Below are 23,161 nucleotides of genomic sequence, written 5' to 3'. Positions count from 1 at the left end.
AAAATCACCATGAAAATATTACTCGGTCCTTTCTCGCAAATCCTTCCCCTGAGCGGCTTATCGCTGAAAGGTACATTGCAGGATGAACAGCTGACCGTTATTGAAAAAGGCGGCGTGGTGTTAAGCCAGGGAAAGATTGTGGCCATCGCTCCCTACAAGGAGTTGTTACAGGAACATCCGGATTGTGAGGTAGCCTTCATTGATAAACCGATGGTATTACTGCCGGGCTTTATCGATTGCCATACCCATATCTGTTATGACGGTAACCGTAGCCGCGATTATGCGATGCGTATAGCCGGTAAAAGTTACCTGGAGATTGCCCGTGCCGGTGGCGGTATCTGGGATTCGGTCACTAAAACACGTGTAGCCGATCTCGTTACCCTGGTAGAGAATACGGTGGGCAGGGCCAACCGCCACCTGAAGGAAGGGGTGACCACCATAGAAGTGAAAAGCGGCTATGGTCTTGACTTTGAAAGTGAAGTGAAAATGTTGCGGGCTATTCAGCAGGCATCCTTACATACCGCTGCTACGCTGGTACCTACCTGCCTGGCGGCACACATGAAACCGCGCGATTTTTCCGGTACGGAAGAAGAATACCTGCAATGGGCGCTCGATGAATTGTTGCCCATGCTGAAAGCGGCATCACTGACAGACCGTGTGGATATCTTCATTGAAGAAACAGCTTTCTCCGCCAAGGCAGCGCTGTGGTACCTGGAAAAAGCCCGTCAACAGGGATTTGCGGTTACGGTGCATGCAGACCAGTTCAGCGCGGGCGGCGCAGCGGTAGCCGTAGCTGCCGGCGCTTTGTCGGCCGATCACCTGGAAGCGAGCAGCGACCAGGAAATTGAGCTGCTGGCCAAGTCTGACACCGTGGCGGTAGTACTGCCAGGTGCTTCCCTGGGTTTGGGGATGCATTATGCCCCGGCACGCAGATTGCTGAATGCTGGTGCATCGGTGGCCATTGCGAGCGACTGGAACCCGGGATCTGCGCCTATGGGCGATCTCCTGATACAGGGCGCGGTCATGAGTGCCGCGGAGAAACTGTCAACAGCTGAAGTATTGGCAGCTTTAACTTACAGGGCCGCACCGGCACTGCAATTAAAAGATGCCGGTCAGCTGCAGCCTGGTTTTGCCGCCGATATGCAAGCATACCCCACCGCCGATTTCAGGGATATCCTGTATTACCAGGGTAAAATGAAACCGGCGATGGTGTGGAAAAAAGGCGAATTAGTTCAATAAACTTATGATAACAAAGGATAGTTACCGGCCAACGGCGGCCAGCGTGTGGACCGGCCGTATCGATGGTACTGAAACCGACCTGCTGCGCTGGCATCAGGTAATCCGCACGGTGGACCTGTTACAGGCGCCGCTGCCACCGCTGCAAAAAGGGCGGAAAGGGGTCGTATTCCTGGGCTTTGCCTGCGATGAAGGGGTGCGCCGCAATAAAGGCCGTATCGGCGCTGCTGAAGGCCCTGGCGCCCTGAGAAAGGCCATTGCCAACTTCCCCGCTCACTTCACGGAAAACGCAGTCGTCTTCGATGCCGGTGATATCGTTTGCGTGGATACCGCCCTGGAAGAAGCGCAGCTGGTACTCAGCGAAGCGGTGCAAGCTATTCTGATGGCCGGTTACCTGCCCGTACTGCTGGGCGGTGGTCATGAAATTACGTATGGCCATGCCAGTGGTATCCGCAAATTCATACAGCAAAAGGGAACCCTGGGACTGATCAATTTCGATGCTCACTTCGATATCCGTGTGCCGGGTGAAGAAGGCCCCAGCTCCGGCACCGGCTTCTGGCAACTGGCGCAGGACTGCAAACACAGCAAAGAAACATTTCAGTATCTCGCCCTCGGCATCCAGAAAAACGGTAATACCCGCCAGCTCTTTAATATCGCCGGTGAAGAAGGGGCTACCTATGTAGGCGCCGATGCCTTCCATCTTAATGATAAAGACACACTCCTGGCTGCCATACAACATTTCCTCAGCCAGGTAGACCACGTATACCTGACTACCTGCCTGGACGTATTTGCAGCTGCTTTTGCGCCAGGTGTAAGTGCTGCTGCCTGCAACGGAATCTTGCCGGGTGGTATGTTCCTGCAGTGTTACAGGGCTATCCTGCATAGCGGAAAAGTACGGGGCGTGGACGTGGCGGAACTGAATCCCGCGCTCGATCAGGATAACCGCACAGCCAAACTGGGCGCTGCTATCATCTTTGAAACGTTGATGGCTTACTGCGGAGAAGAAGAATAGAACATTTACGGATTTTTTGATTTACGAATTTTGAAATTTAAAAATGCAGCGAAGATTACATCATATAACATGTTCTCCGCTGCATTTTTAAATTTCAAAATTCGTAAATCAAAAAATCCGTAAATGTTTCACGCTTTCTGCCAGCTTTTCCTTCGTCTCTCTTTGTAGCAGCTTTATCAGCTGTGAAACCTGTTCGGGCAGCGGAATTTTTTCCCTTCTGACATGTGCTGCCGTTTCTTTCACGAACACCAATAACTCGCTGGCATCATGCCATTGGCCCAATAATTCACCGGCTTTTTTGGTATGGCGTAACTGTTCCCGGTGCCGGTGTGTATGATGCGGTAATTGGGTGAGGATACTGAGTTGATAATATAACTGTTTCATCCGCTTCCGGAGCTCATGCCAGGCGGCGGCAGGGGCTTTACTTTCCGGTAAAGTAGTTTCCCTGTACACAGTAGCCATGTGGTCCGTGATGGCGTCAATGGCGGCGTCCTCATCAATGTCTGCTATGGCTTCTTTGAAAGCATGGGGTAGTTTGGCTAGTTTTTTAACAGAAAGGCGTTGTACCGATGCATCCAGTGCAGCATCTGCCGTAGCCAGCCGGGTTTTTAACAGCAAATGCGCGATGGAAAAACGCCAGCCGATGGTCTTTTCATGCTGTGTAAGGAAATGTTCCTGTAAACGGGTATCGCGGGAGATGCCGCCGACGTTTTGCAACAGCTTAAGTGCCCGCAGATAGGAGCCGGTTTTTAGCTGATAGCCGGGTATTTCGGCTGCTACGGCCAGTAGGGCCCGGACTTTCTTACTCCCCACCCGCAGCGCATGAATAGCTTGTTGCCGGCGGGAGGGGTGAGGGAGCTGCTCAAACGCGGTCACAATAGTGGCGCAGGCGGCCTCCAGGTACTCGTGCAGAATGTTTTTCAGCATTGTATTAAAGTTAACCTAAAAAGAGGAACGCCGGAAAAATAGGTATAAATACGTACGGTCTGCTTTTCCCCTTTTCATAGCTTTGCCGAAAATCACCTATGATGAAATTAATTCCTAAAATGGCGGCAGTGGCATGGCTACTCGCAGCAGGCGTCCCCGCTATGGCGCAGAAAATTAAACTGGTGGATGGCGACCTGTCCGCATTGAAAAATGAAAAACAGCTGAATGTTGAATTTACCTATGATCAACTCAAGGTAGGTAAGTTCGATAATGAAGCGGATTACGTACAGAAAAAAACGACTGAATACAACCAGAAAGAGTCCGGTAAAGGCGATACCTGGGCCAAAGCCTGGAAAAATGATCGTAAGGACCGCTTTGAACCCAGCTTCGAAAGACTCTTTAACGATAACAGCGATGATACTAAAGTGGGCGACTATGCCAACGCCAAATACACCCTGATTTTTCATACTACTTTTGTTGAGCCGGGTTTCAACGTAGGCGTGATGCGTAAAAACGCCTACATCGATGCTGAAATACGCATTGTGGAAACAGCCAATAAAAGTAAAACCATCGCCACCATATCCCTGGATAACGCCCCTGGCAGAGTAGCCATGGGTATGGACTTCGATACCGGTGAACGGATCAAGGAAGCATATGCTATTTCAGGAAAGAAAATGGCCAGGTTTATAGATAAACACTAAGCTGTAACGAGCATAAAAAAATCCCTGCTGATACTGTTATCAACGGGGATTTTTTATTAGCCCCGGGTTTCATCCCCGGAAATGATATTCGCTTAAATCCCGCTGATCAGCGAAGCCCTTAGCCCTGCGGTTAGAAGACGATTGTTTTATTCCCGTGCACAATCACCCTATTCTCAATATGCGCCTTTACAGCACGGGTCAGTACCTGCCGTTCTATATCCCGGCCCAGCATCACGAGATCGTCAACGGAGTGTTTGTGGCTCACACGGGCAACATCCTGCTCAATGATAGGGCCTTCGTCCAGTTCGTTGGTGACATAGTGGGCGGTGGCGCCGATGAGCTTTACTCCCCGCGTATAGGCGTTGAGGTAAGGCCGGGCGCCGGCGAAGGCGGGTAAAAAGGAGTGATGTATGTTGATAATCCGCTGGGGATACAACCCTACAAAGCGGGGCGACAGGATCTGCATATAACGGGCCAGTACGGTAAAATCTACCTGGTGTTCCTGCAACAGCCCGATAGTGGTTTGTTCCTGTTGGGCTTTATTGCCGGCATTAACGGGGAGATAATGGAATGGAATACCCAGGGCAGTGCATTCTTTTTCCAGCAGGGTGTGATTGGAAATGACCAGCGGGATGTCTACTGCCAGCTCGCCGTTGCGCCAGCGCCACAGCAGCTCCATCAGGCAATGATCATAGGAAGATACCATGATGGCCATCTTTTTACGCTGATCGCTGTAATGAAGCTGCCAATCCATAGAAAGGGGAGTGGCTACTTTTTCCTGGAAATCCTGTTCCAGTGCGGCTCTGTCAGTAATATCAAGTTGTATCTCCATCCGCATGAAAAACAATCCTTCGCGCGGATCGGTACTGTGTTGACTCGCATCGAGTATATTTGCACCGAGTTGAAAAAAAAACATAGATACGCCGGCAACAATACCAGGCCGGTCAGGACAGCAAATCAACAGGCAGGCGATCGTTTGTACAGGGGAGTTTTGCATAGATCTAAAGTAAAAAATAATCATATAAAGCTATAAAGTAATTCCGTTGAAAAAAATCGGGTTAATGTCGGATACGCACAGCTATTTGCATCCGCAGGTGTTTAAATACTTCGAAGGGGTAGATGAGATATGGCATGCGGGAGATATCGGCAATGTAGAACTGGCTGACCAGCTGGAGGCATTTAAACCTTTCAGGGCTGTTTATGGCAACATCGATGGGGCGGATATCCGTATCCGTTACCCCGAAACACTCCGCTTTACCGTGGAGGGTGTAGCGGTGTTAATGACCCATATTGGCGGCTATCCGGGGAAATATACCCCCGGTATCCGTGAGATACTGAAAAAAGATCCGCCTAAACTCTTTATCTGTGGGCATTCGCATATTTTAAAAGTGATGCCCGACCCGGCACTGCAATTGTTACATATGAATCCGGGCGCCTGTGGCCAGCAAGGATGGCATAAGGTAAAAACCTTACTCCGGTTTCAGCTCAATGAAGGCCGGATTGAACAACTGGAAGTCATTGAATTGCCCAAATAAGTCCGGTGAGGGGCATTTTCAACCGCAAATAACGCTTATGACCAAACGCACTTTAGTAACACTGGCAATTGTATGTGGAAGCAGTATCAGCGCAGCAGCCCAGGGCAAATTCGGAAAGTGGCTGCAAACGGAGAATGATACCGCTTATATAGAAGATCATACGGAAGATATCACCTTCCGCCTGTATGGCTCACGTAAGTACACCAGCTACGATATCATCGACAGAAAACAAAAGAAAGATATATTATACCGGCCCAATACCCCCTTCAACATAGGTGTAGGGGCCAACTACCGCTTTATCGGCATCAACCTGGGGTTTAATTTCCCCTTTATCAACCGGCATAATGAACGGTTCGGCAATACCCGGTATATCGACCTGCAGTCGCATATCTACCTGCGGAAGCTGGTGGTGGATTTCTATGGACAGAGTTATAAAGGGTATTATATCGCTAATCCGGAGAAAGTATTCGGAAAAGAATATGCCAGGCAGAATCCTTATCCCCAGCGCCCCGATATCCGCAACAGGGGACTGGGCCTGAATGTCCAGTATATTTTTAATGATAAACGATTCTCTTACCGGGCGCCCAACCTGCAAAATGAATATCAGAAAAAAAGTGCAGGGTCTTTTATTGTGGGAGGTGAATTTTTTCTGGCGAATATTAAGGGAGATTCTTCCCTGGTGCCCTACAATATCGCGGATACTACCTTCCTGCGGGAACAACACTATTATAAAAGCGGTATAGCCAGCCTGGCGGCCAATATCGGTTACGCACACACGTTTGTGTACCGGCAGCATTTTTTCCTGTCTATCTCGGTCACTACCGGCCTGGGCGCGGCCAAAACCGGTTTACATTATGATGACGGCTCCGTGAGCCATAGCGTGGGACTTCAGTTCAGCAATACCATACGGGCGTCGCTGGGGTATAATTCCAGCCGTTATTTCGCAGGCGTGCACTATGTAGGCATGACTACCCGCAGTAAAATGCCGGAAGCCCATACCTACCAGGCTTTTGGAACGGGTAATCTGCGCGTGAGCCTGGTCCGCCGTTTTACGTTAAAGAAACCGTTGTGGCGGACCCGCTCCATAACAAGGGAAGCAGCAGCCGCGCCAACAGCGGACCTGTAAGAAAGAAGCAGCTCCTTTGCCTCTTTGCTGCTTAGCGTCTTTGCGTGAACTCAAATCCGCTCTGGTCTCTACTTCTTGCGTGCCTAACTTTGCGCCGGTGTAATCCACTTCGGCTTTTCAGCAGGTTGGTATTGCTCCATCCTGGTTAATAAGTCCTCAATTTGATCGCTGTACAGCAGCATATCCCGGTTGGAAGCAGAAAGGAACCCCTTGTCTGTCATGGCTTGCGACAGCTGATGCAACGGATCGTAAAAGCCGTTTACATTGAGCATGCCAATGGGTTTCCGATGCAGGCCCAATTGCCCCCAGGTCAGCATTTCAAACAATTCTTCCATGGTACCGAAACCGCCGGGCAGCGCAATAACGCCGTCGGACAGTTCATTCATTTTGGTTTTGCGTTCATGCATGGTGTCAACGAGTATCAGCTCAGTGAGACCGGCATGCGCCAGTTCTTTCTGTTGCAGAAAGTGGGGAAGTACGCCTGTCACTTTACCGCCTGCCTGCAGTGCGCCGTCCGCTACGGCGCCCATGAGGCCTACTTTGGCTCCGCCATACACCAATCCGATGCCGCGTTGGGCCAGTATTGCGCCCAGTTGGCGGGCTTGTTCCATGTAAACCGGTTCACTGCCGGCGCTGGAACCACAAAAAACGACGATGTTTTTCATATGCATTTGTTTCCGTTATAAAGTATCCAGTTCAGCCTGTATGTTTTGCCGGGCCTGCGTTTCATATTGTTGTTGAAAATCACGGGTCCGGTAAATGGCGGGCATCTCCAGAAAATGATGTAATACTTTTCTTCTGCCGGGACGATACATGATATCCGGGTAGACACTGTATTCCTGGCGTATTTGCTGTACATAAGCCTGGTAATCCTCTGCCGGGGCGCCCAGTATCTGCAGGTCGAAGTCCAGGAAGTAGTCCAGGTCCGTGTTCTGCAGTGTGTTGACATGTGTTTGGGTAGCTACAATAAATTCCTCTACTGCCGCTGTTTTGGCTGCCGGGAAGCTGGTTTGCCGGAGGTAGCGGGTGGCGGCAACGGCGCTTTGTGCTTCGTTGTCGCGTTGTAATACGTCGTAAACGACATCGTGAAAGAAGATGGCGTATTGTACTACGTCCGGTTCCCGGAGCTGGCTGGCGTACTGCTGTTGCAGTGCCAGCAGGTGTGTTATATGCTGAAGATTATGATAATGTCGTTGGGGAGTGGTATACGCATCGAGCATACCGCTGAGGGTTTGTTGAACGAGGGGCGTATCCGTGGTATACAGGTGATTCAGCTGGGTCCAGGTGTCGCTGATAACGGGTATGGACATATGGCGATGTATTTTTCCTGGGGCAATTTAAAAAGAAAAACGGGCAGAATGATCTGCCCGTTTTCCACATGATATATTCAACGTTGGGTTGAATGCTTATTTGTTTTTGGCTGCTTCTGCACGGATTACGTTCAGGGCGCCGCCGGCTTTGAACCACTCGATCTGTTGTTCGTTGTAAGTGTGGTTTACAGCGAATTCGTCGGTGCTGCCATCTTTGTGATGCAGTACCACGGAGAGTGGTTTACCTGGAGCGAAGGTAGTCAGGCCAACGATATCGATGGTATCGTCTTCCTGGATTTTGTCGTAGTCTTCTTTGTTGGCGAAAGTCAGACCCAGCATACCTTGTTTTTTCAGGTTGGTTTCGTGGATACGGGCGAAAGATTTCACCAGGATAGCACGAACGCCGAGGTGGCGGGGTTCCATCGCAGCGTGTTCGCGGCTGGAGCCTTCACCGTAGTTTTCGTCACCTACTACTACTGCACCGAGACCGGCAGCTTTGTAAGCACGCATGGTAGCGGGAACAGCACCGTATGCACCGGTGAGGGAGTTCTTAACGGTATCTGTTTTATCGTTGAACGCGTTTACCGCGCCGATCAGCATGTTGTTGGAGATGTTATCCAGGTGACCGCGGTATTTCAGCCATGGACCGGCCATGGAGATGTGGTCTGTGGTACATTTGCCTTTAGCTTTGATGAGCAGTTTCAGACCTTTCAGATCGGTGCCTTCCCATGCAGGGAATGCTTCCAGCAGCTGCAGACGGTCGGAAGTGGGAGATACGATCACCTGTACTTTGCTGCCATCTTCAGCAGGCGCCTGGTAACCAGCGTCATCTACCGCGAAACCTTTCACCGGCAGTTCATAACCGGTTGGTTCGTCCAGTTTCACGTCTTCACCGTTTTTGTTTTTCAGGGTGTCAGTCAGCGGGTTAAAGGTGAGGTCACCTGCAATAGCCAGTGCTGTCACGATTTCAGGAGAAGCTACGAATGCGTGGGTAGAAGCCAGGCCGTCGTTTCTTTTCGCGAAGTTACGGTTGAAGGAAGTGATGATAGAGTTCTTACGGTTGGGATCGTCGATGTGACGGGCCCATTGACCGATGCAGGGACCGCAGGCGTTAGCCAGTACTACACCTCCAACCTGGTCGAAAGTAGACAGCAGGCCGTCTCTTTCGATGGTATAACGTACCAGTTCAGAACCTGGGGTGATGGTGAACTCAGATTTCATGTCCAGTTGTTTGTCGATGGCTTGTTTAGCCAGAGACGCAGAACGGGAGATATCTTCGTAGGAAGAGTTGGTGCAGGAACCGATCAGGGCTACTTCCAGCTTTTCAGGCCAGTTGTTTTCCTTGATAGCCTGGGCGAATTTGGAGATAGGCCATGCCAGATCCGGTGTGAACGGACCGTTTACATGAGGTTCCAGTTCATCCAGGTTGATCTCGATTACTTCGTCGTAGTATTTTTTAGGATCTGCATACACTTCAGCGTCCGGACGCAGGTGTTCTTTCACCGCATCGGCCAGGGCAGCAACTTCTGCTCTGCTGGTCACTTTCAGGTAGTCGGCCATTTTGCTGTCGTAGGCAAATACGGAGCAGGTAGCACCGATTTCAGCACCCATGTTACAGATAGTGCCTTTACCGGTGGCGCTCAGGCTGTCTGCACCTTCGCCGAAGTATTCCACGATCGCACCGGTACCGCCTTTTACAGTCAGGATACCCGCTACTTTCAGGATAACGTCTTTGGCGGAAGTCCAGCCACTCATTTTACCAGTCAGCTTCACACCGATCAGTTTCGGCATTTTCAGCTCCCAGGGAAGGCCGGCCATTACGTCTACCGCGTCAGCACCGCCAACACCGATAGCCAGCATACCCAGACCGCCGGCATTAGGCGTATGGGAGTCGGTACCAATCATCATACCGCCGGGGAATGCATAGTTTTCCAGCACTACCTGGTGAATGATACCGGCACCTGGTTTCCAGAAACCAATACCGTATTTGTCAGAAATGGAAGAAAGGAAATCGTAAACTTCTTTATTAGTGTCAACAGCAGCCGCCAAATCCTGTGTGGCGCCTACTTTGGCTTGTATCAGGTGGTCACAGTGTACTGTGGAGGGAACCGCAACTTTTTCACGGCCGGCAGTCATAAACTGGAGCAACGCCATCTGAGCGGTTGCATCCTGCATGGCTACACGGTCCGGCGCAAATTCAACGTAGGATTTGCCTCTTTCAAAAGGCGTGGTAGTTGGTGCATACAGGTGTGCGTATAAAATCTTTTCGGCAAGTGTGAGCGGACGGCCTAACAGCTGACGGGTCGCTTCCACTTTACCCGGTAGTGCCGCATACACTTTTTTAATCATGTCAATATCAAACACCATGGGAAAAAAATAATTTAAGAGCGGTTAAAAATTGCACGCAAAATTAACTAAAAACAACAAGTTTTTAAATTAATTACTGAAGATGGACGGATAATTTTCCCGCAAAAACAAGCGGGGCAAATTGGCGCACATCTCTAAAAGAATTGTTAAAAAATGTTATATTAAATTTTTAGGCCCTGTTTATGCTAACCAGTCCCCGCAACGCTCCGGCCGCACCCCTGTTAAATTACGGCAGTGACGGCCAGTATTGTTTTTACCAGTGAAATTTGATACATTTGATATATGAACCGGATAAAAGATTTTTTGGAATGGAAGGCCTTTGGCGTTTGCAGCGCCATCGGTGGTAAATTAGGTATTGCCACCTCCCGCATCCGCCTGTTCTTCATCTACGCCACCTTCCTCACCATGGGCTCGCCCGTTATTGTATACATGATCCTCGCTTTCTGGATGAACATGAAAAATTACATCCTCAACGGCCGGAGGAACCCCTTACGATACTTGTAGATTTTTTAAAATTCGTAATTTATTGGTTATATTTAATATTGAAAATTTCAGTATTAGATTATCAACCTATGAAAAAAACTATTAGCAGCCACCAGCCTGGCGCTGCTTTGTTGTTATTTACCCGCCTGTAAATCCAACAAAAACAATCATGCACCCGCACCTGCATTTCCCCCACCCGAAGAGCCACACAAAATTGCGTTTTCAGGGGAGTTGATAGTAGAAATCACCGGGACCTCATACTGGATCTACCCTGATAATGGCGTTGCCTATGTCAAACAATTGGCGGCGTACAATGACTATATATACAAGTATGACCCATAGGGAAAACCGGACACGGTGTACATGGACTATACACGGCCGGACAGTGTTAAACTCTGTACTTTCTACAAAGTATCCTACTACTGCCAATAACAGCCAGTATAACGACAAAGAGGATGTAACCGGAGCCCCGGCTACATCCTCTTTGTCGTATATGTTTCACCTGAAAACTATTCCAGGTGGAAATTGGTCATACCATGATAATGGTTCTGCAACTCATTCAGCGTAATGGGCGCGTTCAGGTTCCTGGTCTCGTCACGATAATGCAACTGCAACAGCGGTTGGTTGCCATTTTCATATATGCGGACAGAAAACGGCCCTCTCACATACAGTTTACTGCTGCTATTCGACTGGGCAGTATCCACATGGAACTGCAACCGTAATAAAGTTGCCTCATCCAACGGAATGGAGTACAGGTTGTCAAGGTCATACCAGAACTCATTCGTGTCGTTGTCGGTGGTCACCAGCACTTTTTTTTCCTCATGATCCACCTGTAAAACTTTCCCCGGTTTCTCTACACCTGCATAGCTGGTAATCACTGTATCTCCGGCTTTTAAATGGTGTAAACTGATCATATCGAGCTGTTTTTAGTGTTGTATGAATTTACATAAAACGAATTAAAACAACAAGAGGGGAAAGCGTGACCTTACAACTTCACGGCTACCTTCCGCAGTTCTACCAGTTTTTCCAGCAGTTCTTCCAGCAGATCGAGACGGAGCATGTTGGCGCCGTCGGATTTTGCGCAGGCGGGGTCCGGATGTGTTTCAATAAACAGCCCGTCAGCACCGGTGGCAATAGCCGCTTTGGCAATAGTGCTGATCATCTGCGGATTACCGCCGGTAACGCCGCTGGTTTGGTTAGGCTGCTGCAGGGAATGCGTACAGTCCATCACCACCGGATGGCCCAGGTGTTTCATCACCGGGATATTACGATAGTCAACCACCAGGTCCTGGTAACCAAAGGTGGTACCTCTTTCGGTCAGTATAATCTGTTCATTGCCGGCTCCTTTGATTTTTTCCACGGCAAACTTCATGGATTCACCACTCAGGAACTGTCCTTTTTTTACATTCACTACCTTGCCTGTTTCTGCGGCAGCCAACAGGATATCTGTTTGCCGGCAAAGGAAGGCGGGTATCTGTAACACATCCACGTAAGCTGCTGCCATAGCGGCTTCGGCTGCGGAGTGAATATCAGAGGTAACCGGTACGTTAAAAGTTTTACCTATTTTCTGTAACAGCTCCAATCCTTCTACATCACCGATGCCGGTGAAGGAATGTACACTGGTACGGTTGGCTTTCCGGTAGGAAGCCTTGAATACATAAGGAATCGCAAGACGTTTACAGATACCGGATACCTTCTCTGCTACCGTCATCAGCAGCTCTTCTTCTTCTATTACGCAGGGCCCTGCAATCAGGAAAAAGTTTTCCGGATTGTATTGTTCTTTGAACAATGATTTTAAATGCTTCATAATTTTATAACTATTGGGTCATTAATCGCCCTGCAAAGATAGTCTTTCCCGGCATTAACGGCCCCCTCTCTACTCCCTTGTCTCCTATACGAAAAGTTAAAATTGTCATACTTTTGTAATCCCGAATCAGAAAGTTCACCCAGGGCAGTTTTTATTGTTATAGCATTGTCATGCGCGTGAATAAGTGGAACGAAAATACCGGCGAACCCGTTAATATTACGCTCTCAAATTATTGCTACAATTTCTGTTGATATGAAGAAAGACAAGATCCTGGTTATTGGTGCCTGTGGACAAATAGGCGTGGAGCTGACCCTGGCGTTAAGGAAAATGTATGGCGATGCCAATGTGGTGGCATCTGACCTGCGGGAAGAACATGAGCTGTTGAAAGGAACAGGCCCCTATGTATCGCTGGATGTGATGAACAAAGAGATGTTGCATGTGCTGATCATCCGCCACAACATCACCCAGGTATATCTGCTGGCAGCGATCCTGTCTGCCACCGGCGAAAAAAATCCGCTGCTGGCATGGCATATCAACATGCAAAGCCTGCTGAACGTACTGGATATTGCCAAGGAAGAAAATATCGATAAGGTATACTGGCCCAGTTCTATCGCTGTATTCGGTCCCAATTCCCCGATGCAGGATACCCCTCAGCATACCATTATCGAACCTACTACCATCTACGGTATCAGCAAATTTGCCGGCGAACGCTGGTGCGAATACTATAATCACCGTTATGGCGTAGACGTCAGAAGCCTGCGTTATCCGGGTCTCATCAGCTATAAATCCGCTCCCGGCGGCGGTACTACCGATTACGCCGTGGAAATTTTCCATGAAGCCAAGGAACATCAAACTTATACCAGCTTCCTGTCGGAAAATACCTATCTGCCCATGATGTATATGCCGGATGCTATCCGCGCTACCATCGAACTGATGGAAGCCGATGCCTCCAAAATATCTGTGCGCTCAGCTTATAACCTTTCTGCCATGAGCTTCTCTCCAAAAGAGATAGCAGCAGAAATCAAAAAACATATTCCTGCCTTCACCATTCAATACGAACCGGACTACCGCCAGCAAATCGCTGACGGCTGGCCAAACAGTATGGATGATAGCCTCGCCCGTGCTGACTGGGGCTGGAAACATGAGTACGATCTGGCGAAGATGACGGAGGACATGTTTAAAAACATCTGAGTTTAGCTTAGCATATATTGTTTGATTTGAGTATAATAAATGATAAGGCCCGTTGAATTTTTCAACGGGCCTTCGTTTTTATATTGCAATATCAGATTAGCGTCCCTACGGCTACGGTCGTATTATTAAACTCATCGATCAATATAAACGCGCCATTGGCGGGATTTTCGGCGTAGATATCCGCAAAAACAGGCTGCGCTGTTTTTAACGTAACATTCCCGATATCATTGAGACCCATTTCCACTTTCCCGTCTATATGCTGGTTACTGGTAACGTCGATGACGAAGTGGATCTGCTGTACCCTGGCTTTGACGCGGTTGATCCCGTGTTGCAGCAGGTAGGTTTTCCCGTTCACCAGTTTCTGCTGGTCCATCCAGCAGAGGTTAGCGGTGATTTCTTTGCGTTGTTCGGGTACGTTGCCGGTCTTCACCAGCATGTTACCGCGACTGCTGTCAATTTCATCTTCGAGGGTGATGACCACACTTTCGCGGGCATGGGCAGTGGACAGTTGTTTTTCGAACTGTTCGATGGTTTTGATCCTGCTTTTCTGACCGGAAGGAAGGGAGATGATTTCATCACCTACGTTAAAATGGCCGCTGGCCACTTTCCCGGCAAAGCCACGGAAATCGTGGTATTCGGTGGTACGTGGGCGGATCACGCTTTGTATCGGGAAGCGGGCCGGGTGACGGCTATCTTCATGATCAAAGGAAACCTGTTCCAGGTAATCGAGCAGGGTAGGGCCCTGGTACCAGTTGATGCTACCGGTGCGGGTGGCCACATTTTCACCATACAGCGATGAGATAGGAATGAATTTCACTTCCTGTCCTTTGAAATCGGCGCTGGCCAGCAGTTGCTGGAAATCTTCCACGATCTGGTTAAAACGGGCTTCGTTGTATTCCACGAGGTCCATTTTGTTGACGCATACTACCAGGTAGGGGATGCGCAGCAGATTGGCGATGAAAAAGTGGCGGTGTGTTTGTTCCACGATGCCTTTGCGGGCATCGATGAGGATCAGGGATACCTGCGCGTTGGAGGCGCCGGTCACCATGTTGCGGGTATATTCAATATGGCCGGGTGTATCGGCGATAATGTATTTACGGGTAGGGGTAGAGAAATAGATATGGGCCACATCGATGGTGATGCCTTGCTCCCTTTCTGCTACGAGGCCGTCTGTCAGCAGGGACAGGTCGGTGAAGTCGAGCCCTTTACGTTTGCTGGCGGCATGTAATGCCTCCATTTTATCCTGGGGGATAGAGTTGGTGTCGTATAAAAGACGGCCGATCAGGGTACTTTTCCCATCGTCCACACTACCGGAAGTGGCTATACGTAAAACCTCCATATGCGTTCGCTTTTTTGCTGTAAGAAGTAAGTGTTAAAAATAACCTGCCTGTTTTCTTTTCTCCATGGCGGCTTCGGAGCGTTTGTCGTCGATACGGGCGCCACGTTCGGAGATTTTGGCTTCCATGATTTCTGCGATGATGTCCTCCAGTTTATCGGCTTCGGACAGCACGGCAGCGGTACAGGTCATATCGCCCACGGTACGGAAGCGTACTTTCTGCCGGAAAGGCACTTCATCGGCGGTAGTATTGAGATACGACGAATAAGGCCAGTACAGGCCGTCGCGTTCAATGATTTCTCTTTCGTGCGCGAAGTAGATGGAAGGTATTTCCAGTTTTTCACGGCGGATGTAATTCCATACGTCCAGCTCTGTCCAGTTGGAGATGGGGAATACACGCACGTTTTCGCCGATATTGATTTTTCCGTTGAGGATGTCGAACAGTTCAGGGCGTTGCATTTTCGCGTTCCACTGACCAAATTCATCGCGTACGGAGAATATTCTTTCTTTAGCGCGGGCTTTTTCTTCATCGCGGCGGGCGCCACCGATGCAGGCATCAAATTTTCCTTCTTCTATGGCATCGAGGAGGGTAACGGTTTGCAGGGCATTACGGCTGGCATATTTGCCGGTTTCCTCCTGTACCTTACCCTGGTCGATACTGTCCTGTACATTGCGGACAATGAGGTCGAGCCCCAGGTTATTGACCAGCCAGTCGCGGAACTGGATGGTTTCCGGGAAATTGTGGCCGGTGTCTACATGCAGCAGGGCAAAAGGTACTTTGCCCGGGTAGAAGGCTTTCTGGGCCAGTCTTACCAGGGTGATGGAATCTTTCCCACCGGAGAAGAGCAATACCGGCTTCTCGAATTGAGCGGCTGTTTCACGTAATATATAGATGGCTTCATCTTCCAGCGCCTGTGGAAATTCCCAGTTTATCTGATGTGTCATGGGTGACAATGATTTTATGATTGCAAAGGCTGTTTTCGTTTATCCGTGCAGGCCGCATTCTTTGTGCGACTGTTCCCACCACCACCGGCCGGCGCGCGGATGTTCTCCCGGCCCGATGGCGCGTGTACAGGGTGCACAACCGATGCTGATAAAGCCTTTGTCGTGCAGTTTGTTATAGGGGACATTGTGTTGGGAGAGGTAAGCCAGTACTTCATCATATCCCCAGTGAATGAGGGGATTGTATTTATACAGGTGGCGTTGTTCATCCCATTCCAGCGTCTGCATGTCGTGGCGGTTTTCGGATTGTTCGGCACGTAGTCCGGTGATCCATACTTTTACGCCTTCCAGGGCCCTGCCGAGCGGTACCACTTTGCGGATGCCGCAGCATTGCTTGCGGTTTTCCACGGATTCGTAAAAGCTGTTGGGGCCTTTTTCGCTGACGAGTTTCTCTACCGCCGTTGTTTCAGGGTAAAACACTTCAATCGGCTGTTTGTAACGGGCGAGGGTGTTGTCCATTACATCATAGGTCTCCTGGAACAGGCGTCCTGTGTCCAGGGTAAATACCCTTACGGGTAAGTGGTTACGCCAGATAATGTCTGCGATTACCTGGTCTTCCTGGCCAAAGGAGGTAGAAAACGCCACCGCACCCGGATATTGCTCCAGGAGATATTGTATGGCTTCTACCACCGGCTTGTTAGCCAGTGCATTGGTAATGTCTGTCATGTAATCTTCCTTAAAGATAAATTGCCTAGTGCCAGCGCGTACTTTTCAGTGACGCCTGTACAAAAATACATAAATCCTATAAAAAAGATAGACTATTAAATGAAAAAAATGTCGTTTGTTGGGAGAGCGGCTGTGGGGGCGGGCTTGGTTAGTTTTTGGATCAGATGTGATTCGTATATGTATTTATTTAGGCGGATGATATACGCGAAACCCAGGGCTTCAGCCCTGGGGGCGGAGAGGCATAAAAAAAGCCGGCCGGAAAATTTTCCGGCCGGCTCCATTAATTTCACGCGTGCTGTTTATGCGTTGCGGGTAAGAATATCTTTTAAAGTTTTGGTCTCCAGCAGTTTCAGGGTGGCGTCCCTGACTTTGCTCATCACTTCATTCAGGCCGCACACGGCTTCATCGCGACAGTTTTCGCAGCGCTCGTAATAATTGAGGCTCACGCAGGGCAACAGGGCGATAGGCCCGTCCAGCAACCGGATGATCTTAGCCAACGCAATCTCTTTGGGAGGGCGCATCAGGTAATATCCGCCGCCTTTCCCTTTCTTACTGCCCAGAATACCGGCATTCTTCAGCTCCAGCAGAATGTTTTCCAGGAACTTAATGGAGATGTTTTTCTCCTGTGCAATCTCGGAGATCAGGATAGGTCCTTTATCTACATTTTCGGCCAGATGAATGAGTGCGTGAAATGCGTATTGTGTTTTTTTAGATAACATACTGACTTATTTGCATCCCTGGGATGACGCTATCGTGGTGCAATGAACATTTTTGACCTGACAAATATAAGTTTTTATATTTCAGCAGCCATCGGGGAGCGTGACAGGAATAAATAATTATTGATTTTCAATTCATTATGAAACCTTACAGGTTCAGCACGTCTCTCATTGTAAACACACCGGCTTTACCTTTCAGCCATTCGGCTGCCACAACGGCACCGGCAGCGAAGCCTTCGCGGGAATGGGCGGTATGGGTAATAGTGATATCATCGATGGGAGAAGCGTAATGAATCGTATGCGTGCCGGGGGCGGGGTCTATTCTTTTGGAGATGATAGACAGCATGTCAGCCTGCTGTGTATCTTCGTTTACCCAGCCTTTTTTCCGGTCAACAGCAGCCAGCAGTTGTTCTGCCAGGGTGATAGCGGTGCCGCTGGGGGCGTCTTTTTTCTGGGTATGGTGGATTTCTTCCATCCATACGTTGTACTGTGGCTGGCTGGCCATCAGGGTTGCCAGTTTTTTGTTCACTTCAAAAAAGATGTTCACACCGATGCTGAAGTTGGTCGCGTGTAAAAAGGCATGATGGCCTTTTTCGCATTGTGCTTTGATTTCCGGCAGCTGATCGAGCCAGCCGGTGGTACCGCTAACAACGGGTACATTGGCTTCAAAGCATTTTTGAATATTATGGAAAGCCGTTTCGGGGGTGGTAAATTCAATGGCCACATCTGCCTGTCCGAGATGTTCTTTCTCCAGCAGATAGAGACTGTCGTGATCAATTCTCAGGATGACGTCATGTCCTTTGGCAGTAGCAATGGCATCGATCGCCTTGCCCATTTTACCATATCCGATTAGTGCTATTTTCATGACCCTTGCTTGCTATTTTTTAGGTTGATGATGAGTAGGAGTTGGTTACCTTCCAGCCATCCAGGCTGTTCGTTGGTTTTTCTTGCCGCCACCGATGGCGAGTTTAACGCTGATGCCTAAACTCCGGTTATTGATAATAGCCGGAGAAACACGCATGCTGAGGTCGTCAGACATGTCCCAGTTACGCAGGTGCGCAAATACGGTGGCATCGGCGATATTCAGTGTATAGGCCAGTACAAAGAACAGGACGGAGTAGTCAACGTTCTGCCGGTAATAGTCCCGGTAAGCCTTTAGATACTGTGATGATTGTTTCGCCAGGAACGGGTCGGGAGCATTGGTTTCCGGATTGCCGTCCATTGACATACGGTAGGCATCGCGGAAAGTCCGATACTCGTTCATGTTCCATACGAAAAAGTAGGTACAGGTACCAATTGCAGCGTATACCAGCGGCATTTTCCAGTATTCGTGGTTATAAGCCTGTCCGAGGCCCGGCAATATCGCTGAGTACAGGGCTGCTTTACGCGGGCTGTGCGGCGCACGGGACGCCCGTATGATGGAGGCGGTAGTATCCCCGATCATGGCATGGTTACCGGTTGTATCCGGCGGAGGCGCCAGCGTATCAATGACAGGACGATGGGTAGTGTCCTGCGCTTTCAGCGTAGGTGCCAATACCAGCAGTGCCAGGCATACCAGTACATAGCGACGAAATAAATGGAACGATCTTCCAGCCACCTTATAAATCTATTTTTTCCAGGATGCTATTCAGTTCATCATCTGAATAGAATTCAATCATAATGCTTCCTTTGCCATTCTTGCCTCTGTCCAGCTTTACCTTGGTAGAAAAGTGGGAGCTGAGGTTATCTTGTATTTTCTGGAAAGCAGGTGGCAGTTTAGCTTTTGCCACTTTCTGCTGGTTACCTTTATCGGCCTGATTGATCTTGCGGGCCAGGTCTTCCGTTTGCCGTACAGACAGGCCGTTTTGCAGGATCTCGTTGTAGACGAACAGCTGGTTCTCTACGTTTTCCACGCCGGTGAGTACACGGGCATGGCCCATGCTCAGTTGCCCGTTGCGTACCGCTACCTGGATATCCGGTGGCAGTTTCAGCAGGCGTATATAGTTGGTGACGGTGCTTCTTTCCTTGCCCATGCGGTCGGCCACCTGTTCCTGTGTAAGGGAACATTCGTCCATCAGCCGCTTGTAGCTCAATCCAACCTCAATGGCATTCAGGTTTTCCCTTTGCAGGTTCTCCAGCAGCGCCAGTTCCAGCAGTTCCTGGTCGTTGGCCAGGCGAACATAAGCCGGGATATCTTTCAGACCGGCCATTTTACTGGCACGCAGACGGCGTTCGCCGGCAATCAGCTGGTACTTTTTGTTACTCAGTTTCGCAACAGTGATCGGCTGAATGATGTCATGCAGCTTGATAGACTGGCTCAGTTCCTGAAGGGCAACCTCATCAAAGTCACGACGTGGCTGCTTCGGATTGGTCACAATCTGTTCCAGCGCAATACGCTCAATACCGGTTACTGTAGCTACTGCTGCTTTATCACCTAATGTGCTGGCAGTTTGCTTCAGGTCAGTGTCTATGTTCTGGAGCAGCGAACGGATACCTTTCCCTAACGCCTCTTTCTTACTTGGATTGGTCATTTTAAGATTTTGTCTTTGGATTTAATTTTCGTGTAGTTATGTTTCTGCAGTATTTCCTTAGCCAGGTTCAGATAATTGATGGCGCCGGTACTGGCTGCATCGTACATAATAACAGATTTACCGAAGCTGGGCGCTTCACCCAGTTTGGTATTACGATGGATGATGGTGTTGAATACACTCTCTTCAAAATGCTGCTTCACTTCGTCCACCACCTGGTTGCTGAGGCGTAAACGACCATCGTACATGGTCATCAGGATACCTTCAATTTCCAGGTCTGTATTCAGTCTGCTCTGAACGATCTTGATGGTGTTGAGCAATTTGCCCAGACCTTCCAGTGCAAAAAATTCACATTGTACCGGGATAATCACCGCGTTGGACGCTACCAGCGCATTTACCGTGATCAATCCCAGTGAAGGGGAACAGTCTACGATCACAAAATCGTAATCATCCTTAACGGCATCCACCACCTGCTTCATCACCCGCTCACGGCTGGGATGATTGATCAGTTCCAGCTCCGCGCCGACCAGGTCAATATGGGAGGGCAATACTTTCAGGTTGGGCGTATCAGATTCCAGTACTACATCTTTGGCCTGAACATCGTTTACCATACAGTCGTACAGGCTCTGCTGTATATTACGCAGGTCAAAGCCCAATCCTGTGGTGCTGTTTGCCTGGGGATCAGCATCTACCAGCAATGTTTTAAATTCCAGTACGGCCAGGCTGCTTGCCAGGTTGATTGCACTGGTTGTTTTTCCTACCCCACCTTTCTGATTAGCGATTGCGATTACTCTAGCCATTGTGTAATTTAAAAAATTCAAAGGTTCATTTATAGGATAAAGGATAAAATAGCAGGATCGCTTCCTCCTCAAACCTCTATGGTACTGCCTATTTCAGGCAGCAACAGTTCCACGCCGGCTTCATCAAACAGCTGCATGACCTCCTTTTTGTCTATCCTGATATACCCAAAGGTGTCGTAGTGGATACCGATTATTTTTTCACATTCAATCATCTCGGCCGCAGCAATGGCATCTTCCGGGCCCATGGTGAAATTATCACCAATCGGTAAAACGGCAAAATCCAGTTCAGTAATATCCGGGATCAGCTCCATGTCGATGGTTAATGCCGTATCCCCGCTGTAATAGAAGTTGCCCTCTTCCGTCATAAACACAAATCCCATCGGATTGCCGCCGTAAGAACCATCCGGCAGACTGCTGGAATGCTGCGCTGCCACACATTTTACTGTGCCGAAGTCAAACTTCCACTTGCCACCGGTGTTCATCGGGTGCAGGTTGGTAATACCCTGCTTGCCTGCCCAGGTCACTATCTCAAAATTGGATACCACCATGGCTCCGGTCTGCTTCGCTAATGTAATCAGGTCGGCCACATGGTCTTCATGACCATGGGATACAAAAATATAATCCGCCCCGATAGCCTGTATGTCTACCTTTTTAGCCAGTTCATTATGCGTAATAAACGGATCAAACAAGATCCGCTTGCCTTTTATCTCCACTGCAAAGCAGGAATGACCGTAATTGGTGTATCTCATGGTCTCAATTTTAGGTAAAAAAAACGAATTACGGGTTATGTATGATGAATTTAGGCTTTCGCCGCCACTATCACTAACCCGGGTAATTAACAGTCAAAAGTTACCTGAATCGGACAAAAATACAACGAATCCCAACAAATCGGGCGCTGTAGTATATTTATTTATTCACAAACTGTACGGAGTGGGACAAAACTCACTATAATTGATATTTAATATATAATTAATGTATATGTGGCGATAAATCCTATTTCCTGAAATAAATTTAAAACCCTGCAATTTATCGGCGTGTTATTCGTCTGCATACCCGGCAGTTCTTTTGTTTTAACTTTTTCTGACGGAGAACTTGTGTTAATTTGCCGTTCTGTTGGATTTTATATCAAATTTTTATAATGCGACCCGGATTGAACTCTATTATATTAGTCGTTTTTCTTCTTTTGTTGGACCTTTACGTGTTTCAGGCGGTAAGAGCCATGGTATACATGTCTTTACCAAGGGTACGCGCCATTACCTACGTCGCTTACTGGGCGGTATCCGGTATTTGTGTGCTCATGGTCCTGCTGCTGCCTTATATCCATTGGCATAGCTGGCCTTCACAACTGAAGTCGTACCTGATGGCCCTTTTCCTGGGATTGGTGGTCGCCAAACTGCTGGCAGTGGTCTTTTTGCTGATAGATGACGTTCGTCGCGGCATCGTATGGCTGATACAGCGGTTTTCCCCCGCCAACAGCGCTGTACCGGCTAGCGGTACCGGAAACGGTATCTCCCGTTCCCAGTTCCTGAGCCGGCTGGGCCTCATCGCCGGCGGCTCCCTGTTTGGCACCCTGCTGTACGGGTTCTCCAATAAATACAACTACCGTGTGCATAAATTGAAGCTGGCTTTTAAAAACCTGCCGGCTTCCTTCAGAGGCCTGCGTATCGTGCAGATCTCCGATATCCATTCCGGCAGTTTCGCCAACCGCGAGGCGGTCATCAAAGGGGTGAACATGATCAATGCACAAAAGGCTGATCTGGTGCTGTTTACCGGCGACCTGGTCAACGACCGCGCCGATGAGATGGCACAATGGATGGACGTATTTAGCCAGGTGAAAGCGCCTATGGGCGTGTATTCTACCCTGGGCAACCACGACTATGGGGATTATTACCCCTGGCCCGACAAAACGCCGGCGGGCCACAGCGAGATGCAACAGAAAAACCTGGAGCGCCTGAAAGCGGTCCACGGTGAACTGGGCTGGAAGCTGATGATGAATGAAAACACCGTACTGGAAAAAGACGGTAGTCAGATAGCCCTCCTGGGGGTGGAAAACTGGAGCGCTATCAAACGTTTCCCCCGCCATGGCGACCTGCGCCGGGCTTACGAAGGGATTGACCACATCCCGTTCAAAATCCTGATGTCACATGATCCCACCCACTGGGACGCCCAGATCCGCACAGAATTCCCGGACATCGACCTCACCCTCGCCGGGCATACCCATGGCATGCAGTTCGGCGTGGAAATACCCGGCCTCAAATGGAGTCCCGCCCAATACTTCTACAAAGAATGGGCAGGCCTGTACAAAGCAGGGGAACAACGGCTGTATGTAAACAGGGGCTTCGGTTTCCTCGGTTATCCCGGCAGGGTAGGCGTACTACCGGAAATCACGGTGATAGACCTCGTGTAGAATTTTGGAATTTTGATATTTGGCGGATAAAC

At 49.3% G+C, this 23,161-nt stretch carries 24 protein-coding genes; 8 read left to right on the top strand and 16 right to left on the bottom strand.

What is annotated here, in order from left to right; translation table 11 throughout:
- Nucleotides 1-9: 9 nt before the first annotated feature.
- Together hutI and hutG are read left to right on the top strand one after the other, a co-directional pair.
- Nucleotides 10-1,239 carry an imidazolonepropionase gene (gene hutI, locus ICL07_RS08140; protein ID WP_188087421.1) on the top strand — a complete coding sequence of 410 codons (1,230 nt, stop codon included), beginning with the start codon at nucleotides 10-12 and terminating at the stop codon, nucleotides 1,237-1,239.
- A gap of 4 nt (nucleotides 1,240-1,243) precedes the next feature.
- Nucleotides 1,244-2,248, top strand: coding sequence for a formimidoylglutamase (hutG, locus tag ICL07_RS08135; RefSeq protein WP_188087420.1), 1,005 nt, complete (start codon nucleotides 1,244-1,246; stop codon nucleotides 2,246-2,248).
- Between the two features lie 108 nt (nucleotides 2,249-2,356).
- Here hutG and ICL07_RS08130 read toward each other — a convergent pair whose 3' ends face one another.
- Nucleotides 2,357-3,175 (bottom strand): CHAD domain-containing protein, encoded by an 819-nt coding sequence (locus tag ICL07_RS08130; RefSeq protein WP_188087419.1) that lies wholly within the window; start codon nucleotides 3,173-3,175, stop codon nucleotides 2,357-2,359.
- 98 nt (nucleotides 3,176-3,273) lie between these two features.
- On the opposite strand from ICL07_RS08130, the gene ICL07_RS08125 reads away from it, so the two are divergent.
- Entirely contained in the window at nucleotides 3,274-3,876 is a 603-nt protein-coding gene (locus ICL07_RS08125; RefSeq protein WP_246484991.1) for a hypothetical protein, read from the top strand.
- Nucleotides 3,877-4,006: 130 nt separating this feature from the next.
- Here ICL07_RS08125 and purU read toward each other — a convergent pair whose 3' ends face one another.
- On the bottom strand, nucleotides 4,007-4,873 hold the full coding sequence (purU, locus tag ICL07_RS08120; RefSeq protein ID WP_188087418.1) for a formyltetrahydrofolate deformylase: 867 nt from the start codon (nucleotides 4,871-4,873) through the stop codon (nucleotides 4,007-4,009).
- A gap of 64 nt (nucleotides 4,874-4,937) precedes the next feature.
- Between purU and ICL07_RS08115 the strand changes: the two genes are divergently transcribed.
- On the top strand, nucleotides 4,938-5,411 hold the full coding sequence (locus ICL07_RS08115) for a metallophosphoesterase family protein (RefSeq protein ID WP_281389451.1): 474 nt from the start codon (nucleotides 4,938-4,940) through the stop codon (nucleotides 5,409-5,411).
- A 37-nt stretch (nucleotides 5,412-5,448) separates the two neighbouring features.
- The gene (locus ICL07_RS08110; protein ID WP_188087416.1) at nucleotides 5,449-6,537 is read left to right on the top strand and encodes a DUF4421 domain-containing protein; all 1,089 of its coding nucleotides are present in this window, start codon (nucleotides 5,449-5,451) and stop codon (nucleotides 6,535-6,537) included.
- Nucleotides 6,538-6,620: 83 nt separating this feature from the next.
- On the opposite strand, the gene ICL07_RS08105 is transcribed toward ICL07_RS08110, so the two are convergent.
- The 3 genes from ICL07_RS08105 to ICL07_RS08095 form a co-directional block, all read right to left on the bottom strand.
- On the bottom strand, nucleotides 6,621-7,202 hold the full coding sequence (locus ICL07_RS08105) for an LOG family protein (RefSeq protein ID WP_188087415.1): 582 nt from the start codon (nucleotides 7,200-7,202) through the stop codon (nucleotides 6,621-6,623).
- A 15-nt stretch (nucleotides 7,203-7,217) separates the two neighbouring features.
- Nucleotides 7,218-7,847 (bottom strand): HD domain-containing protein, encoded by a 630-nt coding sequence (locus tag ICL07_RS08100; protein WP_188087414.1) that lies wholly within the window; start codon nucleotides 7,845-7,847, stop codon nucleotides 7,218-7,220.
- Nucleotides 7,848-7,943: 96 nt separating this feature from the next.
- Nucleotides 7,944-10,214: an aconitate hydratase gene (locus ICL07_RS08095; RefSeq protein ID WP_188087413.1), complete on the bottom strand. Its 2,271-nt coding sequence runs from the start codon at nucleotides 10,212-10,214 to the stop codon at nucleotides 7,944-7,946.
- A gap of 282 nt (nucleotides 10,215-10,496) precedes the next feature.
- On the opposite strand from ICL07_RS08095, the gene ICL07_RS08090 reads away from it, so the two are divergent.
- Entirely contained in the window at nucleotides 10,497-10,718 is a 222-nt protein-coding gene (locus tag ICL07_RS08090; protein ID WP_188087412.1) for a PspC domain-containing protein, read from the top strand.
- 488 nt (nucleotides 10,719-11,206) lie between these two features.
- Here the strand turns inward: ICL07_RS08090 and ICL07_RS08085 are convergent, their stop codons facing one another.
- Nucleotides 11,207-11,611, bottom strand: coding sequence for a hypothetical protein (locus ICL07_RS08085; RefSeq protein WP_188087411.1), 405 nt, complete (start codon nucleotides 11,609-11,611; stop codon nucleotides 11,207-11,209).
- A gap of 71 nt (nucleotides 11,612-11,682) precedes the next feature.
- Nucleotides 11,683-12,504 carry a 3-deoxy-8-phosphooctulonate synthase gene (gene kdsA / locus ICL07_RS08080; protein WP_188087410.1) on the bottom strand — a complete coding sequence of 274 codons (822 nt, stop codon included), beginning with the start codon at nucleotides 12,502-12,504 and terminating at the stop codon, nucleotides 11,683-11,685.
- Nucleotides 12,505-12,756: 252 nt separating this feature from the next.
- Here kdsA and ICL07_RS08075 point away from each other — a divergent pair, with 252 nt between their 5' ends.
- Nucleotides 12,757-13,695 carry an NAD-dependent epimerase/dehydratase family protein gene (locus ICL07_RS08075; protein WP_188087409.1) on the top strand — a complete coding sequence of 313 codons (939 nt, stop codon included), beginning with the start codon at nucleotides 12,757-12,759 and terminating at the stop codon, nucleotides 13,693-13,695.
- Nucleotides 13,696-13,786: 91 nt separating this feature from the next.
- Here ICL07_RS08075 and ICL07_RS08070 read toward each other — a convergent pair whose 3' ends face one another.
- The 9 genes from ICL07_RS08070 to ICL07_RS08030 form a co-directional block, all read right to left on the bottom strand.
- Complete coding sequence (locus tag ICL07_RS08070) at nucleotides 13,787-15,034, bottom strand: sulfate adenylyltransferase subunit 1 (protein ID WP_188087408.1); 1,248 nt, start codon at nucleotides 15,032-15,034, stop codon at nucleotides 13,787-13,789.
- Between the two features lie 33 nt (nucleotides 15,035-15,067).
- Nucleotides 15,068-15,976: a sulfate adenylyltransferase subunit CysD gene (gene cysD / locus ICL07_RS08065; protein ID WP_188087407.1), complete on the bottom strand. Its 909-nt coding sequence runs from the start codon at nucleotides 15,974-15,976 to the stop codon at nucleotides 15,068-15,070.
- A gap of 39 nt (nucleotides 15,977-16,015) precedes the next feature.
- Nucleotides 16,016-16,699 carry a phosphoadenylyl-sulfate reductase gene (locus tag ICL07_RS08060; RefSeq protein ID WP_188087406.1) on the bottom strand — a complete coding sequence of 228 codons (684 nt, stop codon included), beginning with the start codon at nucleotides 16,697-16,699 and terminating at the stop codon, nucleotides 16,016-16,018.
- Between the two features lie 299 nt (nucleotides 16,700-16,998).
- A complete protein-coding gene (locus ICL07_RS08055) occupies nucleotides 16,999-17,418 on the bottom strand; it encodes an RrF2 family transcriptional regulator (RefSeq protein WP_078672022.1) in 420 nt (139 codons plus the stop codon).
- A 145-nt stretch (nucleotides 17,419-17,563) separates the two neighbouring features.
- Nucleotides 17,564-18,280 carry a 4-hydroxy-tetrahydrodipicolinate reductase gene (gene dapB, locus ICL07_RS08050; RefSeq protein ID WP_188087405.1) on the bottom strand — a complete coding sequence of 239 codons (717 nt, stop codon included), beginning with the start codon at nucleotides 18,278-18,280 and terminating at the stop codon, nucleotides 17,564-17,566.
- 45 nt (nucleotides 18,281-18,325) lie between these two features.
- Entirely contained in the window at nucleotides 18,326-19,012 is a 687-nt protein-coding gene (locus tag ICL07_RS08045; RefSeq protein ID WP_188087404.1) for a DUF5683 domain-containing protein, read from the bottom strand.
- A gap of 1 nt (nucleotide 19,013) precedes the next feature.
- On the bottom strand, nucleotides 19,014-19,925 hold the full coding sequence (locus tag ICL07_RS08040) for a ParB/RepB/Spo0J family partition protein (RefSeq protein WP_188087403.1): 912 nt from the start codon (nucleotides 19,923-19,925) through the stop codon (nucleotides 19,014-19,016).
- Complete coding sequence (locus ICL07_RS08035; RefSeq protein ID WP_188087402.1) at nucleotides 19,922-20,722, bottom strand: ParA family protein; 801 nt, start codon at nucleotides 20,720-20,722, stop codon at nucleotides 19,922-19,924. The genes ICL07_RS08040 and ICL07_RS08035 overlap by 4 nt, the downstream gene beginning before the upstream one ends.
- 68 nt (nucleotides 20,723-20,790) lie before the next feature.
- Nucleotides 20,791-21,471, bottom strand: a complete 681-nt coding sequence (locus ICL07_RS08030; protein ID WP_188087401.1) for a metal-dependent hydrolase — start codon at nucleotides 21,469-21,471, stop codon at nucleotides 20,791-20,793.
- A gap of 479 nt (nucleotides 21,472-21,950) precedes the next feature.
- On the opposite strand from ICL07_RS08030, the gene ICL07_RS08025 reads away from it, so the two are divergent.
- Nucleotides 21,951-23,129 carry a metallophosphoesterase gene (locus tag ICL07_RS08025; protein ID WP_246484990.1) on the top strand — a complete coding sequence of 393 codons (1,179 nt, stop codon included), beginning with the start codon at nucleotides 21,951-21,953 and terminating at the stop codon, nucleotides 23,127-23,129.
- Nucleotides 23,130-23,161: the final 32 nt, after the last annotated feature.

This window comes from Chitinophaga qingshengii (assembly GCF_014529935.1).
GTDB classification, from domain to species: domain Bacteria; phylum Bacteroidota; class Bacteroidia; order Chitinophagales; family Chitinophagaceae; genus Chitinophaga; species Chitinophaga qingshengii.
This window is presented reverse-complemented; position numbering and strand designations above follow the sequence as displayed.

What these genes read in the sequence shown, in the direction of transcription:
- ICL07_RS08095 (WP_188087413.1), bottom strand. Translation starts at nt 10,214, where the DNA reads ATGGTGTTTGATATTGACATGATTAAAAAAGTGTATGCGGCACTACCG.
- dapB (WP_188087405.1), bottom strand. Translation starts at nt 18,280, where the DNA reads ATGAAAATAGCACTAATCGGATATGGTAAAATGGGCAAGGCGATCGAT.
- ICL07_RS08090 (WP_188087412.1), top strand. Translation starts at nt 10,497, where the DNA reads ATGAACCGGATAAAAGATTTTTTGGAATGGAAGGCCTTTGGCGTTTGC.
- ICL07_RS08100 (WP_188087414.1), bottom strand. Translation starts at nt 7,847, where the DNA reads ATGTCCATACCCGTTATCAGCGACACCTGGACCCAGCTGAATCACCTG.
- ICL07_RS08025 (WP_246484990.1), top strand. Translation starts at nt 21,951, where the DNA reads ATGTCTTTACCAAGGGTACGCGCCATTACCTACGTCGCTTACTGGGCG.
- ICL07_RS08035 (WP_188087402.1), bottom strand. Translation starts at nt 20,722, where the DNA reads ATGGCTAGAGTAATCGCAATCGCTAATCAGAAAGGTGGGGTAGGAAAA.
- ICL07_RS08105 (WP_188087415.1), bottom strand. Translation starts at nt 7,202, where the DNA reads ATGAAAAACATCGTCGTTTTTTGTGGTTCCAGCGCCGGCAGTGAACCG.
- ICL07_RS08110 (WP_188087416.1), top strand. Translation starts at nt 5,449, where the DNA reads ATGACCAAACGCACTTTAGTAACACTGGCAATTGTATGTGGAAGCAGT.
- purU (WP_188087418.1), bottom strand. Translation starts at nt 4,873, where the DNA reads ATGCAAAACTCCCCTGTACAAACGATCGCCTGCCTGTTGATTTGCTGT.
- kdsA (WP_188087410.1), bottom strand. Translation starts at nt 12,504, where the DNA reads ATGAAGCATTTAAAATCATTGTTCAAAGAACAATACAATCCGGAAAAC.
- ICL07_RS08040 (WP_188087403.1), bottom strand. Translation starts at nt 19,925, where the DNA reads ATGACCAATCCAAGTAAGAAAGAGGCGTTAGGGAAAGGTATCCGTTCG.
- ICL07_RS08055 (WP_078672022.1), bottom strand. Translation starts at nt 17,418, where the DNA reads ATGTTATCTAAAAAAACACAATACGCATTTCACGCACTCATTCATCTG.
- ICL07_RS08030 (WP_188087401.1), bottom strand. Translation starts at nt 21,471, where the DNA reads ATGAGATACACCAATTACGGTCATTCCTGCTTTGCAGTGGAGATAAAA.
- ICL07_RS08085 (WP_188087411.1), bottom strand. Translation starts at nt 11,611, where the DNA reads ATGATCAGTTTACACCATTTAAAAGCCGGAGATACAGTGATTACCAGC.
- ICL07_RS08130 (WP_188087419.1), bottom strand. Translation starts at nt 3,175, where the DNA reads ATGCTGAAAAACATTCTGCACGAGTACCTGGAGGCCGCCTGCGCCACT.
- hutG (WP_188087420.1), top strand. Translation starts at nt 1,244, where the DNA reads ATGATAACAAAGGATAGTTACCGGCCAACGGCGGCCAGCGTGTGGACC.
- ICL07_RS08125 (WP_246484991.1), top strand. Translation starts at nt 3,274, where the DNA reads ATGATGAAATTAATTCCTAAAATGGCGGCAGTGGCATGGCTACTCGCA.
- hutI (WP_188087421.1), top strand. Translation starts at nt 10, where the DNA reads ATGAAAATATTACTCGGTCCTTTCTCGCAAATCCTTCCCCTGAGCGGC.
- ICL07_RS08060 (WP_188087406.1), bottom strand. Translation starts at nt 16,699, where the DNA reads ATGACAGACATTACCAATGCACTGGCTAACAAGCCGGTGGTAGAAGCC.
- cysD (WP_188087407.1), bottom strand. Translation starts at nt 15,976, where the DNA reads ATGACACATCAGATAAACTGGGAATTTCCACAGGCGCTGGAAGATGAA.
- ICL07_RS08075 (WP_188087409.1), top strand. Translation starts at nt 12,757, where the DNA reads ATGAAGAAAGACAAGATCCTGGTTATTGGTGCCTGTGGACAAATAGGC.
- ICL07_RS08115 (WP_281389451.1), top strand. Translation starts at nt 4,938, where the DNA reads ATGTCGGATACGCACAGCTATTTGCATCCGCAGGTGTTTAAATACTTC.
- ICL07_RS08070 (WP_188087408.1), bottom strand. Translation starts at nt 15,034, where the DNA reads ATGGAGGTTTTACGTATAGCCACTTCCGGTAGTGTGGACGATGGGAAA.